Annotated in this window: 19 protein-coding genes; 7 read left to right on the top strand and 12 right to left on the bottom strand. The window is 66.5% G+C overall.

Going from position 1 to position 17,749, the window contains the following annotated elements; translation table 11 throughout:
• Position 1: 1 nt before the first annotated feature.
• Both GVV04_RS09430 and GVV04_RS09435 read left to right on the top strand, forming a co-directional pair.
• Positions 2–1,993: an ATP-binding protein gene (locus GVV04_RS09430; RefSeq protein ID WP_161686562.1), complete on the top strand. Its 1,992-nt coding sequence runs from the start codon at positions 2–4 to the stop codon at positions 1,991–1,993.
• Positions 1,990–3,153: an acyl-CoA dehydrogenase family protein gene (locus GVV04_RS09435; protein WP_161686564.1), complete on the top strand. Its 1,164-nt coding sequence runs from the start codon at positions 1,990–1,992 to the stop codon at positions 3,151–3,153. The genes GVV04_RS09430 and GVV04_RS09435 overlap by 4 nt, the downstream gene beginning before the upstream one ends.
• 190 nt (positions 3,154–3,343) lie before the next feature.
• On the opposite strand, the gene GVV04_RS09440 is transcribed toward GVV04_RS09435, so the two are convergent.
• From GVV04_RS09440 to GVV04_RS09455, 4 genes are all read right to left on the bottom strand, one after another.
• Positions 3,344–5,485 (bottom strand): hypothetical protein, encoded by a 2,142-nt coding sequence (locus GVV04_RS09440; protein WP_161686566.1) that lies wholly within the window; start codon positions 5,483–5,485, stop codon positions 3,344–3,346.
• 1,390 nt (positions 5,486–6,875) lie between these two features.
• The gene (locus tag GVV04_RS09445) at positions 6,876–7,301 is read right to left on the bottom strand and encodes a hypothetical protein (RefSeq protein WP_161686568.1); all 426 of its coding nucleotides are present in this window, start codon (positions 7,299–7,301) and stop codon (positions 6,876–6,878) included.
• Between the two features lie 293 nt (positions 7,302–7,594).
• Positions 7,595–7,804: a DUF397 domain-containing protein gene (locus GVV04_RS09450; RefSeq protein ID WP_407938774.1), complete on the bottom strand. Its 210-nt coding sequence runs from the start codon at positions 7,802–7,804 to the stop codon at positions 7,595–7,597.
• Positions 7,804–8,688, bottom strand: a complete 885-nt coding sequence (locus GVV04_RS09455) for a helix-turn-helix domain-containing protein (protein WP_328822282.1) — start codon at positions 8,686–8,688, stop codon at positions 7,804–7,806. The genes GVV04_RS09450 and GVV04_RS09455 overlap by 1 nt, the downstream gene beginning before the upstream one ends.
• A gap of 162 nt (positions 8,689–8,850) precedes the next feature.
• On the opposite strand from GVV04_RS09455, the gene GVV04_RS09460 reads away from it, so the two are divergent.
• From GVV04_RS09460 to GVV04_RS09470, 3 genes are read left to right on the top strand one after another with little or no spacing between them, the layout of a single operon-like run.
• A complete protein-coding gene (locus GVV04_RS09460) occupies positions 8,851–9,036 on the top strand; it encodes a hypothetical protein (protein WP_161686574.1) in 186 nt (61 codons plus the stop codon).
• Positions 9,033–9,251, top strand: coding sequence for a hypothetical protein (locus GVV04_RS09465; RefSeq protein WP_161686576.1), 219 nt, complete (start codon positions 9,033–9,035; stop codon positions 9,249–9,251). The genes GVV04_RS09460 and GVV04_RS09465 overlap by 4 nt, the downstream gene beginning before the upstream one ends.
• 17 nt (positions 9,252–9,268) lie before the next feature.
• Positions 9,269–9,517, top strand: a complete 249-nt coding sequence (locus GVV04_RS09470; protein WP_201753262.1) for a hypothetical protein — start codon at positions 9,269–9,271, stop codon at positions 9,515–9,517.
• 30 nt (positions 9,518–9,547) lie between these two features.
• Here the strand turns inward: GVV04_RS09470 and GVV04_RS09475 are convergent, their stop codons facing one another.
• From GVV04_RS09475 to GVV04_RS09495, 5 genes are all read right to left on the bottom strand, one after another.
• Positions 9,548–10,474 carry an endonuclease/exonuclease/phosphatase family protein gene (locus GVV04_RS09475; protein WP_235965740.1) on the bottom strand — a complete coding sequence of 309 codons (927 nt, stop codon included), beginning with the start codon at positions 10,472–10,474 and terminating at the stop codon, positions 9,548–9,550.
• Positions 10,475–11,586: 1,112 nt separating this feature from the next.
• Positions 11,587–11,793 carry a DUF397 domain-containing protein gene (locus tag GVV04_RS34760; protein ID WP_407938775.1) on the bottom strand — a complete coding sequence of 69 codons (207 nt, stop codon included), beginning with the start codon at positions 11,791–11,793 and terminating at the stop codon, positions 11,587–11,589.
• Between the two features lie 34 nt (positions 11,794–11,827).
• Positions 11,828–12,061, bottom strand: a complete 234-nt coding sequence (locus tag GVV04_RS09485) for a hypothetical protein (protein ID WP_161686580.1) — start codon at positions 12,059–12,061, stop codon at positions 11,828–11,830.
• A 431-nt stretch (positions 12,062–12,492) separates the two neighbouring features.
• Positions 12,493–12,903: a VOC family protein gene (locus tag GVV04_RS09490; protein ID WP_161686582.1), complete on the bottom strand. Its 411-nt coding sequence runs from the start codon at positions 12,901–12,903 to the stop codon at positions 12,493–12,495.
• 97 nt (positions 12,904–13,000) lie between these two features.
• Positions 13,001–13,474 (bottom strand): VOC family protein, encoded by a 474-nt coding sequence (locus GVV04_RS09495; protein WP_161686584.1) that lies wholly within the window; start codon positions 13,472–13,474, stop codon positions 13,001–13,003.
• Between the two features lie 103 nt (positions 13,475–13,577).
• On the opposite strand from GVV04_RS09495, the gene GVV04_RS09500 reads away from it, so the two are divergent.
• Positions 13,578–14,543, top strand: a complete 966-nt coding sequence (locus tag GVV04_RS09500; protein ID WP_161686586.1) for a helix-turn-helix transcriptional regulator — start codon at positions 13,578–13,580, stop codon at positions 14,541–14,543.
• A gap of 63 nt (positions 14,544–14,606) precedes the next feature.
• On the opposite strand, the gene GVV04_RS09505 is transcribed toward GVV04_RS09500, so the two are convergent.
• The 3 genes from GVV04_RS09505 to GVV04_RS09515 all read right to left on the bottom strand — a co-directional run bounded on the left by GVV04_RS09505 (position 14,607) and on the right by GVV04_RS09515 (position 16,856).
• Positions 14,607–15,752 (bottom strand): phospholipase D-like domain-containing protein, encoded by a 1,146-nt coding sequence (locus tag GVV04_RS09505; RefSeq protein ID WP_161686588.1) that lies wholly within the window; start codon positions 15,750–15,752, stop codon positions 14,607–14,609.
• Between the two features lie 238 nt (positions 15,753–15,990).
• Positions 15,991–16,401: a VOC family protein gene (locus GVV04_RS09510; protein WP_161686590.1), complete on the bottom strand. Its 411-nt coding sequence runs from the start codon at positions 16,399–16,401 to the stop codon at positions 15,991–15,993.
• Between the two features lie 5 nt (positions 16,402–16,406).
• Entirely contained in the window at positions 16,407–16,856 is a 450-nt protein-coding gene (locus tag GVV04_RS09515) for a helix-turn-helix transcriptional regulator (protein ID WP_328822283.1), read from the bottom strand.
• A 148-nt stretch (positions 16,857–17,004) separates the two neighbouring features.
• Here GVV04_RS09515 and GVV04_RS09520 point away from each other — a divergent pair, with 148 nt between their 5' ends.
• Positions 17,005–17,748 (top strand): hypothetical protein, encoded by a 744-nt coding sequence (locus GVV04_RS09520; protein ID WP_161686593.1) that lies wholly within the window; start codon positions 17,005–17,007, stop codon positions 17,746–17,748.
• The last annotated feature ends 1 nt before the right edge of the window (position 17,749 follow it).

Below are 17,749 nucleotides of genomic sequence, written 5' to 3' on the forward strand. Positions count from 1 at the left end.
CATGATCACCCGACTTCTCGTGGCCAACCGGGGCGAGATCGCCCGGCGGGTCCTCGCCACCTGCCGGATGCTGGGCGTCGAGACGGTCGCCGTGCACTCCGACGCCGACGCGGACGCGCCGTTCGTCGCCGAGGCCGACCAGGCCGTACGCCTGCCGGGGAACACCCCCGCCGAGACGTACCTGCGGATCGAGGAGATCCTCGACGCGGCCCGGAAGGCCGGCGCGGACGCCGTGCACCCGGGCTACGGCTTCCTCGCCGAGAACGCCGAGTTCGCGGCGGCGGTGACCGACGCGGGCCTGACCTGGGTCGGCCCGCCGGCCAAGGCGATCGCCGCGATGGGCGACAAGATGGCCGCGAAGGCGCTGCTCGCCGACGCGGGCGTGCCGATGCTGCCGACCTGGACCGACGCCGACGAGATCACCGACTTCCCGGTGTTGGTGAAGGCGTCCGCCGGGGGCGGCGGCCGGGGCATGCGGATCGTCCGGGAGGCCGCCGGCCTGGCCGAGGCGGTGGCCTCCGCGCGGCGCGAGGCGGCCGGGGCGTTCGGCGACGGCACGGTCTTCGTCGAGCGGTACGTCGAGCGGGGCCGGCACGTCGAGGTGCAGGTCTTCGGCGACACCCACGGCACGGTGCTGGCCCTCGGCGAGCGGGACTGCTCGATCCAGCGCCGGCACCAGAAGATCGTCGAGGAGGCCCCGGCCGTCCTGCCGGACGGGGTGCGGGAGCGGCTGCACGCCGCAGCGGTCGCGGCCGGCCGGGCGGTCGGCTACGTCGGCGCGGGGACGGTCGAGTTCCTGCTCGCGCCCGACGGGGCGTTCTTCTTCCTGGAGATGAACACCCGCCTCCAGGTGGAGCACCCGGTCACCGAGGCGGTCACGGGGCTGGACCTGGTCCGGCTGCAACTGCTGGTCGCCGAGGGCGAGCCGCTGCCGCTGACGGCCACCCCGCCGGCCACCGGCCACGCGATCGAGGTGCGACTCTGCGCCGAGGACCCGGGCCCGGGCTTCCGGCCCGCCACCGGCACCCTGCACCGCTTCGCGGTCCCCGGCGTGGTGGGCGAGTTCACCCCGACCCGCGGGCTGCGCCTCGACTCGGGCGTGGTCGACGGCTCGACGGTCGGCGTGCACTACGACTCGATGCTGGCGAAGCTGGTCGCCTGGGCCCCGACCCGCGCGGAGGCGGCCCGCCTACTGGCCGGCGCGCTGGCCCGGGCCGAGCTGCACGGGGTGACCACCAACCGGGACCTGCTGGTACGGGTGCTCCGCAGCCCCGAGTTCCACGCCGCCGAGGTCGACACGGGCTTCCTGGACCGGCACGACGAGGTATTCGCCCCGCTGTTGCCGCCCGACGGGGTGCCCCTCGCGGCCCTAGCCGCCGCGCTCGCCTCGGCGGCGGCCCGCCGATCGGCGGCCACCGTGCTCGCCGGCCTCCCCTCGGGCTGGCGCAACGTGCCCGCCTTCCCGCAGGTCGCCCGCTACGCCGGCCAGCACGGGGAGATCGAGGTCCGGTACCGGCTGGACCGCGCGGGCACGCTCGCCGAGTGGTCGACCCATCCGGCGGCCGGGGACGGCTCCGGCGACGACGCGCCGGCCGTCGCCCTCGTCGGGGCCACCCACGACCGGGTGACGCTCGACGTCGACGGGGTCCGACGGGCTTTCCGCGTACACCGGGTGGGGTCGGCGGTCTTCGTGGACGGCCCGGACGGGGCGGCGAGCCTGGCCGAGCTGCCGCGCTTCCCGCTGCCCACCGTGGAGCTGGCCGCCGGTTCGCTGCTCGCGCCGCTGCCCGGCGCGGTGGCCCGGGTGCATGTCGAGGTCGGTCAGCGGGTCGCCGCCGGTGACCTGCTGCTGACCTTGGAGGCGATGAAGCTGGAACACCCCGTGCTCGCCCCGACCGACGGCGTGGTGGCCGAACTGCCGGTGCCGGCCGGCGGCCAGGTCGACACCGGGGCCGTGCTGGCCGTGGTCAACCCCGAGGAGGACCCCCGATGAACTTCGACCTCACCCCCGAGCAGGACCAGCTCCGCGACGCCGTCCGGGCGCTGGGCCGCAAGTACGGCCACGGCTACTTCGTCGAGAAGGCGAAGGCCGGCGAGCACACCACCGAGCTGTGGGACGAAGCCGGCCGGCTCGGCTACCTCGGCGTCAACATCCCCACCGAGTACGGCGGCGGAGGCGGCGGCATCACCGAGCTGGCCATCGTCTGTGAGGAACTGGCCGCCGCCGGCTGCCCGCTGCTGCTGCTCGTGGTCTCCCCCGCCATCGTCGCCACGGTGATCGCCAAGCACGGCACCGAGGACCAGCGCAAGCGCTTCCTGCCCGGCATGGCCGACGGCACCCTCAAGGTGGTCTTCGCGATCACCGAGCCGGAGGCCGGCTCGAACTTCCACCGCCTCGGCACGGTGGCCCGCCGCGACGGCGACGACTGGCTGCTCTCGGGCCGCAAGTGCTACATCTCGGGCGTCGACGAGGCGCAGTACGTGCTGGTGGTGGCCCGCACCGAGGACGCCGCCACCGGAAAGCTCAAGCCCGCGCTCTTCGTGGTGCCGACCGACGCGCCCGGGCTGACCCGCTCCAAGCTGGACATGGAGATCATCTCCCCGGAGAACCAGTTCCTGCTCTACCTCGACGACGTGCGGCTGCCCGCCGACGCCCTGGTCGGCGGGTCGCTGGACGCCGGCCTGCCCGCACTGTTCGCCGGCCTGAACCCGGAGCGGATCACGGTCGCCGCGATGGGCGCCGGCACCGGCCGGTACGCCATCGAGCGGGCCAGCGAGTACACGGCCACCCGCAAGGTCTGGGGCGGCCGGAGCATCGGCTCCCACCAGGGGGTGTCCCACCCGCTCGCGCACGCGGCGGTGCAGGTGGAACTGGCCCGACTGATGATCCACAAGGCCGCGACGCTGTACGACGCGGGGCGTGACCTCGAGGCCGGGGTCGCCGGGAACATGGCCAAGTATGCGGCTGGGGAGGCTGCGGCGCTGGCGGTGGATACGGCGGTGCAGGCGTTGGGCGGGGCGGGGATGACGACGGAGTACGGGGTGGCGACGTTGTTGGGGGCGGTTCGGGCGGGGCGGATCGCCCCGGTGAGTAGGGAGATGATCCTGAACTTCGTGGCTCAGCACGTGCTGGGGCAGGACAAGTCGTACTGAGCTGAGAGATAGCGCTGCCACTGACTAAGTCGATAACCTTGAATGACGCGACAGGCTTTACCACACAAAAACCAACCATGCTACCTCGGCACACGCCGGGTAGGCCCACGGTTAGCAGCAAGCTTCGACCCTCGCCCGACCAGCAACCCGAGCGTAGCGTCTCTCTAACAAATAGCGGTTATACTCTTCGTTACTGAGGCACACGAGGCCTTAGTCCAGCCAAATAGGCGTACTCGATGCCAATTTCCGATGCTGTTAGCCGATCCACTCGGATGACTTCCATTATACATGACTGCCACATCCCGACTTGCAGCGCACTCGCAAGCAAGCCCTTCACCGATTCAGCCGGGACCACCACCGCCATTTTGGCCAAAGTAAGCGCCCTCAACTCACGGTCCAGAATGTCGCCAGCGACCTCTCTAGCCCAAGCGGCGTCCTTAGATGCCGCAGAAATTGCGACGTTCGATAAAGCTCGATCCTGCAAGTGCCCATCAAGCGACCGCGCATACTTGTCCGCACGCGCACGGTCGCTTGCAGCGAGCGCCGCGAGGACTTCAACTAAGCACTCTTCCCGAACGTCAGGGTACCGAATCGAATGGGTGACGGCGACAGCTCGATTGGCGAGGCCAGCTGCGCGGTCCGGATGTGAAGCACCCGCTACTTCAGCAACCTTCGATAGTGCGAGTGCTCGCCAATACGGATCGTCCTCACTCGAGGCAACGGCGACCGCCCGGTCTAGGTCTCTTACTGCAAAGGCGCCAGCGATGTCCATCAGAGCCCAGGCCCGTCGATCCGGGTCAGGAACTGAACGGGCAATCTTCTCAGCTCTGGCAGCCAGACTTACAGCACGACGTGAGTCCACAGCAGCTACTCGCGCCAAGGCGCGCGCACGCCAAAAGTTGTCGGCTAACGTAAAGGCGAAGGCGACCGCGCGTTCAGGGTCACTCGCGGCCATTTCCCCAGCCACGTCCATAACAGCCATCGCCCGATCGTCGGAATCAGCAACGAAACTGGCTAGCTTGTCAGCCTGCATCACCAATCGCTCAGCTCGGTTCGGATCTGCAGCCGCTATTACAGCAGCCACTCGAGTCAGAGCCAGCGCTCGATTATCAAAAGAGGCGACTGAACCTGCAACAGTTTCCGCCCAGTCAGGGTCGGCAACCGCGATCGCACTTGCAATTTTTGCTAGCTCTTGTTCCCGCTGATAAGAAGCGACAGAACGAGCCACCTTCTCAGCCTTCGCCACAAAACCCAGTGCGAGACTTACATCCGCATCTGCAGTCCCGGCTGCTAAGCGCGCAAACGCCTTAGCTTGATGATAAGGATCTTGAATCTTGTCAGCGAGAGCTTCGGCCCGTTGCGGATCGGTGCTAACCACCACCGCAGCGAGGTCGCTCAAAACGTTTGACTGATCCCAGACACGCTCCGCTGCCCTCTCCGCGCGTTCAAGCAGGCTGCAAGATCGACCTGGGTCCAGGTTTGCCAATACTTCAGCCAAACGAAGGGACACTGCTGCTCGCTCATCAGCGTCAAAAATCCACATCGCTACACAATCCGCCAATGCAGCTATCGACACTCCTCGCCCGGCACCGGATGATGCAACTTTGGCCGCCACGGCCCCTAAGGCGGTCGCCAGTCGACTCGGATCAGTGATCTCGCAAGCAAGGTCTTCCGCCCTGTCTGGCGCCACTCCGGCAATCTCCGTTGCCATTTCAGCTAAGGTGAATTCCAAGCCGAAACGGCTATTTATACCACGGGCAATGCTTTCGGCTCGGCTGATCAAACTAGCAGCTTTTTTCGAATCGCTTTTGGCAACAACCGCAGCAACCCCTGCAAGACCTATCGCCTGCCACTCCATCCCGACCGCTGCAGAGGCAATCGCTTCAGCCCGGTCTGGATCACGAACAGCCAAAGCCTTCGCGATTTGGCTGAAAACCGGATCATGGACGACTGGACGAGCAGCTTCTCTTACGATGTTTTCCGCCGCGCCGGGGTGACTGTTGGCAAGCGTTGCTGCGATTTGTGTAAGCGTTGTCGACTGCAGGTCCGGATTATCGATAGAACGAGCAATCTCGCCAGCCTGCTTAACAAGATCAGCCGCCTGCTCAGGCCGATCTTCTACTGCAGCCAACTGCGCAATCGCCAAAGCACGCCAAGATGGATCCGTAACCGTGCTAGCGATGCTATAGGCTCGACCCGGATCTCTTACCGCGACTGCGGCAGCTACGGCGGTCAAGGCTGCATCCTGCTCATCCAGATGGGTGATGGATCTAGCCAGAGACTCAGCACGCGCAGTATTACCTAGGCTCACCCAAACTTCGGCGAGATCCATCGGAATGCTCTCATTCCGTCGAGCGAGATAGTCTCGATGGACCGCGAGGCGCCCTATTGCCGCGAGGTCGACATCTGCTTGCGCGGCAACCATTGTTTGCGTAGCACTAATCTCCGCCAGAGCTACCGTATCCCCGCCTGAGAGGTCAAGCATTCGGGTATGTCTTTCGGAATCAGTGGCGAGAGCCAACATTCTTGGCACGTTGCCACGTGCCTGAAGGAGCCGGTGGTACCCGCGAAGTAGATACTCTGGAGTTCCCAGGGGCCATCCTGCGGTTTGGTAACTTATAGCCCAACCATGCAGTCGTTGGCGGTAGTCCTCCATGCGGGCTGGCCCAATAAGCCTTTCCGCTGAAATTTGCAGCTCTTCATGACCGAGTAGGTAAACTTCAGGCGCCGTATCGGGCAGCCAGTGCGCCGACCGCCGAGTGAAGCTTCGTCCCGCAACCGCATACAGATGCTCTTCGATTTGCCATGGCGGCCACTCCGTTAGTTCTGCTAAATCATTACCGGACAGCCCTCCACCTGCGGCTGTTAGAAGTCCCAGCAAGTCCTGTTCGGCTGGCGTCCCCTTAAGCAGTCGTTTAAGATCGCGTTCAGCGTCTCCCCTGACTACTCTGGCTCGCGGGGACGGCGTCAGGACTCGAACGATTCGGGGGTCACGGAGGGGGTGGTCGGGCAGCAAATCTGCGGGGAGTGGTGGATCTGGGCGTCCCGCAACGATGACACGCATTCCATCCGGGGGACAAAGGGGCAGTAGTCCAGCGATGCTGTGAGTACTGGCTCCAGTGTCCTCATCGAGACCATCAACCACCAGCACCAACCGCTGATCCTGATGTCTGCAAGCGGCAGCGGCGTCGGCAAGCATGCCGAGCATGTGTGCTGCGCGAGTAGTCTCGGGCAATCCGATTGGGAGTGGCTTGCCTAGGAGGTCGGCGAGTTGCTCGATGATTACGTCTAGGAATGAGTGGCGGTCACTCTGTCCGGCCAGCCGAGCCGTGATAAAGAAGGAGAGGATCCGAACCTTAGGAGGAGGGTTCAGGACCAGCCACGACATCAGCGCAGACTTACCGGCCCAGGCGGGCGCGCGCCACCAAGTATATGTTTGACTGCCGTCTGCGGCCGTACAAAAATGGTTGAGCTCGTCTATTTCGTCTTCGCGCCCTTCCAGATTCGGGGGTGCAATGACCTGGCGTACCTGTTCCAGGTAGGTCGAGCGCTGCACCGGCCGCGCATCAAGCATCGCATTCAAATTGATGTTAAAATGAACATTTCCGCTAACGGCCAGCCCACCCCGGTCCGCCGTCGCGGCACCGGTGCCACGAGCCACGATGCCTTCAGACTTTCCCCATGCCAAGGCGGCGGCCCCTTCGCTGTCGTGGACCGAAGAGTCAGGATGACACTTCTACGCCGCTGACGGCGACGCCACCGTTGCTCGCGTGGGCTCGACCGGTTTGACTCGCGATCACTTCCGCGCTCACAAGACCCGACGAAACCACCCCACTGATAGCTCGGCTACCCAACCCCTCGGCAACGGCGTCACCCGTGAAACGGGCCGACGCCCCACGAACCCTTTCGCCAGCGTTAACGCGAGTGGCTTGGCGCCAGGACCACCAGCCCAACGTGATGCCGGCCCCACTCAAGGCAACCGAGACGAACATCCCCATAATGGAGACCCACTTCTCCGCGCGGTCGAGTCCCTGCCCGGTCAGGAACATCATAGATCCCACCAGCCCGGCAACCACCATCAGCGACGAGAAGATGACCTTGAGAAGACGGCCCATCAGCACAGCATGACAGAGCTCAGCGCGGTTCATCACCCTGACCGTCCTTGCTGCCCAGTGGACCGACCGACCCAGAGATCATCGCGGCACCCTCCGAGATCCGCTGGCTCCTCAACGCCTCCGTCCTCACTACACCCCAACTGGCAGCACCTACCCTGTCGAACCTGGCAACGAACGTCCCGAACTTAAGTTCGCTGGTCCCGCTACCAGCCCAGACTCAGTCACCACATCACTCAGTAGGCAAGTTACATCGAAGGTGTTGAGCAGGTACAGCCGTAGTCACCACGTGGTAAACAGCGGGCCCCGCCGGGTGCGGCCGGGCTGAATCAGCCGCCGATCCGTCCATCCTTAATACCGCCAACGAAGCCGGCCCACTGGTCGGCCGCGAAGTGCAGCACTTGGCCCTGCTGGTCCTTGCTGTCGCGGACCATGATCTCGGGCAGGTTGTCAGCCACCTCGACGCAGCTACCGGACGATCCAGAGCGCGTGCTCTTCTTCCACACTGCGCGAGATACGTCCACGCCACACCTCTTCACTAGGCAGCCAACTCCTGAGCGATCGCACGAAGCGTATCCCGAGTGTCTGCGGGCGACAGAGCGAGAGCACAGAGCTGCTCGAACGCGGTGGCGTACGCCGCAACCTCCGCCGGCCGCTCCAGGTAGAGCGCTCCCGTCAGCGTGTCGATGTAGACCAAGCGGTCCTCGGCTGCGTCCGGGTACGGCTCGGGCATATGCGGAAAGTCGAGGATGGTGAAGCTGCCGTCGAACCCGGTGCCTGCTCCGAACGGCAGGAGTTGAAGCCGAAAACGGGTACGGGTGGACTGCTCGATGAGCTGCATGATCTGCGCTTGCAGCACCTCCGGTCCCCCGACCGCGCGGCGCACGGCACCCTCGTCAAGGACCACCCCTAGCACCGGACGATCCTCGCCGTCGAGGATGGCTTGCCGTTCCATCCGCAGCGCGACCTGCCGCTCCACCTCTTCCTCGCGCATCGGTACGGGAGCGCCTCGGAAGACGGCGCGGGCGTAGTCCTCCGTCTGGAGCAGTCCGTGCACCATCTGGCACTCGTAGATGCGCAGCGCGGACACCTCCGATTCCATCCCGACGTAGGTCGCGAACCAGTCGGGCAGCACGTCGCTGTACCGCTGCCACCAGCCGCGTTGCCGCGCCTGCCGGGCTACCGCGATGACAGCTTCGGCCTGGTCGCCGTCCACGCCGTACAGGTTCAGCAGCGCCCGTACGTCATTGGGGTGTGGCCGAACCTCGGCTGTCTCGATCCGACTCAGCCAGCTCGCGTCGTGGTCGACCCGCCGGGCCGCTTCCGACGACGTGATTCCGGCTCGGTCTCGGAGCTGTCGCAGGGTCATCGCCAGCCGTCGGCGTCTGACAGTGGGGCTCTGACGTGGGGGCATGGCCGCCATCTTGCCACTAGCCGACGAGAATTCCGTTCGCAACACGCCAACCGGAATCGGTAGCCCGCATATTGCGGATTACTGTAGTGCGTGGGACGGTGTTGCTGGACGTGGTGGTCGGATGACCGTGCGTGGCCCGGCCACCACGTCCCCTCACCCGGGGAGGCATGGATGGGCAGACGTGTCACCTACGTCGAGTACCTGGCCGCCGTCGCGATGACCCTCGCTCGCCGGCACAAGCCGGTGTGGTCGTGGATCAGGTGGCGGTACGTCTGTAAGTGCGGCAACGAGCTGCCCTGCCGGCATAGACACAAGATCCCGATCAACCGGGGCCACTGGCCGGGTGAGGACCAGTGACCGAACACGGCCCCGTCCTGCCCATCTGGCTCTGCGCCGGCTGCGCCGCCCCCTGGCCCTGCGCCACCCGCCGACACGAACTGCTCCAGGAGTACGCGGCCTCACCGGTCGCCCTGGCGCTCTACATGGGGTCGTACCTCGTAGCCGCCAGTCAGGACATGAGCTGGGCCCCGGCGGGGACGCTCCACCGCCGGTTCCTCGGGTGGCTGACGTGATCGACTTCCGGGCGGGGATGGTCTTCCACGTGACCCGGGCGGCGAGCCCGCAGTTCGTTCAGCCGATCTTCTTCCGGCTGATTCGCGTGCACAAGGACTGGATCACCTACGACGGCTGGATTTGGCTCGACGGCTACCAGCTCAACGCCAAGGGCGACGCGGTGGCGCAACGGTCGATCTTCGTACAGCCGGCGGGCTTGATCGTCCAAACGCAGCCACTCCCGGCACACCGCCCGGGACCGCGCAGATCCGTTGCGCGAGCCTAGTGTGCCCGGGTCAGCAGGACACGGCCACGCTCAGTTGATGCTGACCGTCACCGTGCCAATCACCACACGGTGATCCGAGCAGGCGCCGATCGTGCAGGTGGTCGGAATGGCCAGCGAGTCGGCGGTGTAGCTGCCCGCGAGCCGGTTCTCCCGTACGAAGATCAAGTCGATCTTGTTGCCGAGGCCGCACGGCCCGCCGGTGCTGCCGTCCGCGACGGTGGTCTCGCCGTACCCGACGCAGCGGGAGTCCAGGTCGTCCAACTCACGGTAGGAACCGGTGTTGCCGGCGTTGTTGGCCACGTTGAGACTCGGCGCGTACCAGTTGTCCAGACGGCCGTAGTGGGGCTGGGCGTTGAAGTCGCCGCCGATGAGCACCGTGTCACCGTTCGCCGCGAAGGCCTCCAGCCGGCTACGCACCGAGTTCAGTTGCTGCACATTGATCACCGTGCCGTTGATGACCGTGTTCGACGGCGTGATGTGCGTGGTGCAGAACCGCAGGTGCTGGCGGGCGGACAGCGGGGCGCAGAGCAGGGTCCGCCGCTCGGCACTGCCATCCGATGGCAACGTGTAGCGGTTCGCCGCACCGAGCGGCGCCTTGCTGAAAATGGCGTTGCCGAACGCCTGCCCGTTGCAGACCGTGTCGCGGGACGGCTCGAAGCGGGCGAAGTTGGTGGAGTCCTGCGGCCAGCCGGAGGCCCTCAGGTCGGCGACGATCGCCTGGTACTGCTGGTAGCAGAGCTCGTTGAGGCCGACGAAGTCGGCGCCCCGGGTGCGGACCGAGCCGGTCAGGGCCGGAATGAGGCCGTCGGTGGTCGAGGCCCGGTGCATGGTCCAGCCCGCGACGTTCCAGACCCAGAGGTCGTGCGTTGCCGTGGTGGCCGCCGAGGCCGGGGCCGCCGAGGTGAGGGTGAGGACGAACGCGCCGAGTACGGCGACACAGAGCCTCATCAACCGCATGCGTCTCCCCCCATCGAACTGATCACCATCGATTCATCGGAGATGATGACACATGCGGGTCGATCAGGCGAGCCATACACAGTGGACCCCTCAGCCCGATCACGGCGCCTGCACGCAACCCTCTACCCACGGCCACCACCGTCCGCGAGGGAAGGTCGGACGGCTCAGTCATCTGCTCATGGCGGTGAAGGTCATGGCTGCGGTCCTCGCCCGGTCCGTAGATCGGACCGGCCTTTGCGCCAATGCATGATTCGGGGAGAGTTGTAAACATCGCATTTGGGCCACCAGGTGCAGAGTGGAGCAATTCCCCCTCGACATTGATATCTACGATTACCGCATGAATTCACGAACGCGAGGCAGAGGCGCTGGAACCGAATGGGATGGACCGCTCGCAGAATTTTCAGCCCTACGGGAGGAGATTCAAGTAAGAGTGCAGACTCAGCACCAAACGCTATCACTGCAACTAACGATTACCGCGGCGATATTTGGGTTTTCGATCTCCCGACAGAGTCTGACAGCACTCTTACTTCTCGTGCCATTCACCTCTTACCTACTCTGCGGGCGCCTTGCTTCATATCACTTTGGAACGGTGACGGCGGCTAGGTACATCACAGAAGAACTAAGCAAGCAGGTGCCAGGTGGGCTGCGATGGGAGCAGTGGCTGCGAAAAAACCGGAAAGGCCCGAGCGTACTGGGATCGACGCTACCCCTCCTACTCACTTTCCCTGGGGCGAGCGTGCTGGCATTGACTTGGGTGGGCTGGCACATCTACGGCAGCGGGATTGCAGATACTGCCCCTCGCGCCGGCCTTATCGCCCTATGGGCCCTCGGCTTCATCCCCACCTCCCTGTCGGCTTTGCTTTTGCTGCAGATGACGGGGCGGACATCAGTTGGAATACGAGAATAGGGAACCCTCGCGGGAGGACCATAATGCCGTGAAGTCCCGCTTTCAGCAGGTGCAGTTACCTGCAACCGGTTAACGTTCAAGGCGATCCGGTCCGGCAGCCTCTGCATCGGCCGGAGCTGACGGAGTAGGCCAAGACGGCCAGCCAATAGACGTTTTGCGGCGGCCAAGGTGCGGTCACTGACGGTCCCTCACCCGGCGACGTTGCTCAGGGCGTCAAAACTGCCGTCCTTGATTCCTGGATGAAGCCGGCCCACTGGTCGGACGCGAACGACAGCACCGGCCCCTTCCGGTCCTTGCTGTCACGGACCTGGGCGGAATCGGCCACGTGGCGGTGCTCCGCCACTGACCGGCCGGCCCAGCCCTGAACCGACCGGTCCCCGTTCTGCCTCAGGAGCACGCACGGGCAGGACATCCCGAGCCGCCACTCGACGTCGGCGGCCGGGACGTCACGACGCGGCTGGCCTCGACACCGCGCCTCGCCCGCCGCGCCGCTTGGCGGCGTACGGGAGCACGAACATGTACAGGCCGCTAAAGAGCAACAGGGCGAGCGGAAGCAGCGGCAGGTAGAACACCCATTCGGGGAGTGCCCCGCTCGCCGCGACGAAGCCGATGACCACGGTCACCGTGAAGGCGATGGACACCCACCGGTGGAGCTGTCGAATCCACTTGTTCCAGCGCAACGAAATCTCCTTTACATACGAGCAGGCTCAGAACTTGGCAGACGTTGCCGCGGGTGCTGGCGAGCCCAACAATCCCGTAGACCGTTACCAAGGGTTACCGCGAAGCCGGGCCCGGTCCACCCCTCCTCGGCCCCTTTGCTCTGCTGCAGCGGAGGAAACAGTCACTCGATGTGAAAATCAGCGCACAGACGTCGCCCGGGCTGATTCGGAGATTCTCCTGTTCAAAGCTGGTGTTGCCGGGAGGGCAGCAGAGCAAAGCGGGCGAGGGGGGCACCGAAGGGCGCGGCCAGCTGTCACGGAAGGTAGCAACTCGGGCCTCACCGACAGCCATTACTTACAGTGTTCAACCGGCGCATCTCGCCGGGTGAGGCGTCCGCCCCCGCATCGGCGGCTGCACAGTGCCGCCGGTGCGGCTCGCGGTCGCGGTCGGGCTAGCGCACTTCCTGGATGCGGACCATGTTGCCCGCCGGGTCGCGGAAGGCGCAGTCACGAATCCCGTACGGCTGCTCGACCGGCTCCTGGACGACCTCGACGTCACCGGCCTGCACCTTCTCGAAGACACCGTCGAGGTCGGGGGTGGCCAACACGATCCAGCCGTACGTGCCCTTCGCCATCATCTCCCGGATCACCCGACGCTCCTCGTCGGTGGCACCCGGGTCGGCCAGCGGTGGCGCCAGGAGGATGCGCGTGTCCGGCTGACCCACCGGCCCGACCGTGATCCACCGCATCTTGCCGCTGCCCACGTCACTGCGTACCTCGAAACCGAGGACATCACGGTAAAAGACCAGGGACGCCTCGGGGTCGTCGTGTGGAAGGAAGCTCGTGTGAATGGTGATGTCCATGGCCATCACGCTAGGCGCGGCACGACGGCCCACGCTTCTTGATTCCTGACCGGTCTGCTCACCTGCTTCGCCGCCGCGCTCCGGATGCCTGAAGGCCTCATCGGTTGAGAAAGAACTCGGCACCTTGGACGTACTCCATCGCCTTGACGAACTCGGGGTCGTTGAGCCTGCGATTCATCTCTTCCTCGGTTGGGTCCGCCACCCGCTGGTGGAGCCACCACAGGTTGCCGAACGGGTCGCGGAAACGGCTGACCCGATCGCCCCAGAACAGCTCGGTCGGCTCAGTGACAACGGTCGCGCCACGTTCGACCGCCCGGCGTAGCACCTCGGCGTCGTCGGCGACGTAGAGGCGCAGGAAGGCCGGCGTCTGCGGCCAGTCCGGCTTGTCGAACATCATCACGACCGAGTCTCCGATGCGGACCTCAGCGTGGCCGATCACCCCGCCCACTTCCATTCGAGCCAACTCGGTGGCGTCGAAGACACTGACGACGAAGTCGATCAACTGGGCCGTGTTCCCCGGAGAGATCATCCACGGGGTGACGGTGTGGTAGCCGTCGGGAACAACCTTCATCGCTTATCTCCTCGTTGCGGCGCACGGTCTGTGTACCGCCGGGAACCAGGCTAGAGCCCATATAGGCCAGCTCCAGTCCTACATGAGGAGGCACCATGGGAACGTGAAAGACACGTCGGCCCGCCTGCTGCGACTGCTGTCCCTGCTCCAGACGCCCCGGGAATGGCCGGGCAGCGAACTCGCCGAACGACTCCAGGTCGCCCCCCGCACCGTGCGCCGGGACGTCGACCGACTGCGTGAGCTCGGCTACCCGGTCCAGGCCACCATGGGCGCGCAGGGCGGGTACCGACTCGTGGCGGGCAAGGCGATGCCGCCGCTGCTGCTCGATGATGAGGAGGCCGTGGCCATCGCCGTCGGCCTGCGCACGGCGGCCCGGCAGCCAGTCGCCGGCATCGCCGAGGCGTCGCTGCGGGCTCTGGCCAAGCTGCAGCAGGTGCTTCCGCCCCGGCTGGGCCGCCGTGTCAGCGCCCTGACCGCGACCGCCCTGCCGACGCCCGCAGCTTCGGCCTCGCTGGTCGACCCCACACAGTTGACAGTCCTCGCCGCCGCGGGCGCGGCCAACGAACGAGTCCGGTTCGACTACCGCAACCACGACGGCGTCGTCAGCCGGCGGCACGTCGAACCACACCGGCTGGTCGTGGTTGGCCGTCGCTGGTATCTGCTCGCCTACGACAACGAGCGCAACGACTGGCGGACGTTTCGCATCGACCGCATCGACAAGGCCCAGACCACCGGGACGCGGGTGCCGCCACGCGACCCACCGGCCGATGACCTGGCCGCGTTCGTCACCAGCCAGCTCTACGACCTGGCACCGGTCTTCCGGGCGGTGGTGACGCTCGCCCTGCCGGTCGGCCAGGCCGCGGCCCAACTGGGCGACTACGCCGGCGAACTGCGGCCTATCGACGACGTATCGTGCCGCTGGCACAGCCCGCAGGACACGATCGACTGGCTCGCCGTCCGGTTGGCCCTGCTCGGCTGCGATTTCACCGTCCACGAGCCAGTCGCGCTGGTCGACCACCTACGCCAGCTCGGCGGCCGCATCACCCGTGCCGTGCCACCCGGAACCTGAAACGGCCACCTCCAGCTGACCGCCCGTGGCGACCCCGGATGTCACCGGCGGGCACTCCAGGCTTCAGCTGACCGGCACGGCGGCGGCCCGCAGCGCCCAGAAGTTCGACCGGTACTGGTCGTGGATGGTCGCCGACTGGACCCGTAGCAGCGCCTCGTCGTTCTCGCGGAGCGCGGCGTTCGAGTAGTTGTGGCTACCGGTCATCACCCACTTGGTGTCCTTCTGCCCGTCGTACGTTCCCTCGACCAGCATGTACTTCGAGTGCACGATGTAGTCGCCGCTGATCTTGTACAGCTTGATCCGGGCGTGCCCGGACAGGATGTTGGGCACGTCGGTGTCGGTCTCGGTGTAGACGATGTCCACCCAGCACTTCTTGTCGGCCAGCTCCCGCAGCTTGGTCGCGATCGGGTTGCGGCTGAAGTGCCACATCCCGATCCGGATGATCGTCCGCCCGGTCTCGGTGCCCGTCGAGGTGTTGCCCTCGCAGGTGATGTTCTCGTCGAGCATGTTGTAGATCGTGTCGGTGTCCTGGGTGGTGCCGGCGCGGGGGAAGAAGTACGACTTGGCGTTGCCGCTGGACGTGGTCCGGTAGTAGTCGTTGTTCTTCACCTGGGCCGCCAGGTCGCCGTGATAGGCGACGTAGGAGTTGTAGACGGCGGTGTTGCCGACGAGCGTCACCGCGTTGTTCCAGTAGCGCTCGGCGTTGTCGTTGGTCAGGTTCGCCGAGCTCTGCACCAGGACGTTCGTCGACCCGAGGGTGTCGGAGAACAGGAAGAACTTGTTGTGCATGATCGGCGAGTTGAGGTTGCCGATGCAGGCCCGGTCGGTGGTGCAGACGGTCACCCAGGAGGCGTTGGTCCGGGTCGTGCCGAGCTTGCCGATCAGGCCGGTCACCGCCGGGTAGGCCCGGGACTGGCCGTCGACCACGACCCGCACGTTCACCCCCCGGTCGTACGCGGCCGCCAGGTCGTTCGACACCCGGGTCAGCGAGAAGTGGAACATCGCCACCCGGATCGTGGACCCGGGAGCGGCGCCCTGGATCAGCCGCTGGACGTGTTCGACGATGGCGTACTGCTGACTGGCCACCGTGGGGTTGTTGAAGACCGCGCCGGAGGCCACGGCCGCGACCGCCGGTGTGGTCGGGGTCAGGATGGCGGCGGCGGCGAGGCCGCCCGTGACGAGTATCCCGGCGATACGACGCAGAAGCATGAGACTCCCTCGGTGTCCGTGCGGCTGAGTGGCCCGGCCGCCGTGAGCCGGCGGCCGGGCCACCCAGCATGCCAACACTCCGCACATCCTCCGCACACGCGCCGCAGCCGGCCGCTTCCGGGACGCCGCGGGTCAGAAGCCGAGGACGGGGCGTCCCCCGCGTGGCCGCCTGGCGGCCACGGACACCAGCGGTGGAGCTACCGAACCCACTTGTTCCAGCTCAACGTGCGCTCGCCGGCTAGCGCAGTTCCTGGATGCGGATCAGGTTGCCCGCCGGATCGCGGAAGGCGCAGTCACGGGTGCCGTACGGCTGCTCGGTCGGCTCCTGGACGACCTCGGCGTCGCCGGCCTGCAGCTTCTCGAAGGTGCCGTCGAGGTCGGGGGTGGCCAGCAGGATCCAGCCGTACGTGCCCTTGGCCATCATCTCGGCGATGACGCGACGCTCGTCGTCGGTGATGCCGGGGTCGACGGCCGGCGGCGCGAGAAGGATGGACGTGCCGGGCTGACCGGGCGGGCCGACCGTGATCCAGCGCATCTTGCCGCTTCCGACGTCTTTGCGGACCTCGAAGCCGAGGGTGTCGCGGTAGAAGGCCAGGGATGCGTCCGGGTCGTCGTGCGGCAGGAAGGTCGTGTGAATCGTGATGTCCATGGCAGTCACGCTAGGTGCGGCGTGGGGGCCGGCGCTTCTCGATTCCTGATCGGTCTGGTCACCTGTTTCGCCAGGCACGGCGGCATCCCCGCCGTCCCGCTCGCCGCCTGGCGCCGGTAGACGCTGGGCGGCACTCCGACCAGCTCGGTGAAGCGGGTGCTGAAGGTGCCCAGCGACGAGCAGCCGACCGCGAAGCAGACCTCGGTGACGCTGAGGTCGCCACGGCGCAGCAACGCCATCGCGCGCTCGATGCGCCGCGTCATGAGATAGCTGTACGGCGACTCACCGTAGGCGAGCCGGAACTCGCGGCTGAGGTGCCCGGCCGAGATGTGCGCGCCACGGGCGAGCGCCTCGACGTCCAGCGGCTGCGCGTACTCCCGGTCGATCCGGTCGCGGACGCGGCGCAGCCGCGCGAGGTCGAGCAGGTGCTGCGCGGCGGTGGGTTTGCTGGTCACCTGCGCGATCCTGCCACGCCCACCGCAGGCCACCCAGCACGGACGGCGGCCGTCAGGGCCCACACGATCGAGATCTTGGAAGGAAGCGGCCCTCGAAGGGGCCATTTCGTTCCAAGATTCGCGTTGACCGGGCCGGGACACTGGGGCCGTGCGAGATGATGCCGAGTTCGAGCGGGCCGTGGAGCGGTTGTACGCCGCCTTCGCCCACCATCCGTTGCCGGCCGACATGGCCGCCTGCGAGCACTGCGTGGACCCGGCCGAGGTGGCGCTGTTCGCGCGTACGCCGCTGCGGAAGCTGGCCCCGGACCAACTCGGCACCTACCTGATTCACCCGGGCACCTGGGGAGACGGGACGGAGTTCCCGCACCTGCTGCCCCGGCTGCTGGAGGCGTACGCGACCGGCGAGATGGAGGAGGGAGGGCACTGGCCGGACAGCGTGACCCGCCGGATCAGCGGCCAATGGCAGACCTGGCCGGCCCCGGAGCGGGACGCGGTCGAGCACTTCGTCCGCGTCTGGTGGCACCGGGCCCTTGACGGGTACCCGTCCGTCACGCCCGTGGGGGACCTGCTGGATGCGATCGCGGAGCTGGGGGTCGATGTCGGGCCGTACCTGGCCGAGTTCGCGGCCGTCCCGGGGGAGGCTCCCGCCCGGCACCTGGCCGACGTCGTCAGCCACTGGATGCGCGGCAGCTACCTGCACGACGGGGCGGAGGAGTCGATGCGGCGCTGGCTGGCCGGCCCGACGCCGGTCGACGTACTGCTGTCCGCAGCGGTTGCCTCGGCCAGCCCGGAGATCGCCGCCGAACTGGCCGACGCCGCCGAGTACGCCTGCCTCATCGGGGAGGGCCTGCTCGGGGAGGGCGTGCCTCCGGACGCCGTCCCCGAGCGCTGAC

It is taken from the genome of Micromonospora rubida, from assembly GCF_009908295.1.
Classification (GTDB): domain Bacteria; phylum Actinomycetota; class Actinomycetes; order Mycobacteriales; family Micromonosporaceae; genus Micromonospora; species Micromonospora rubida.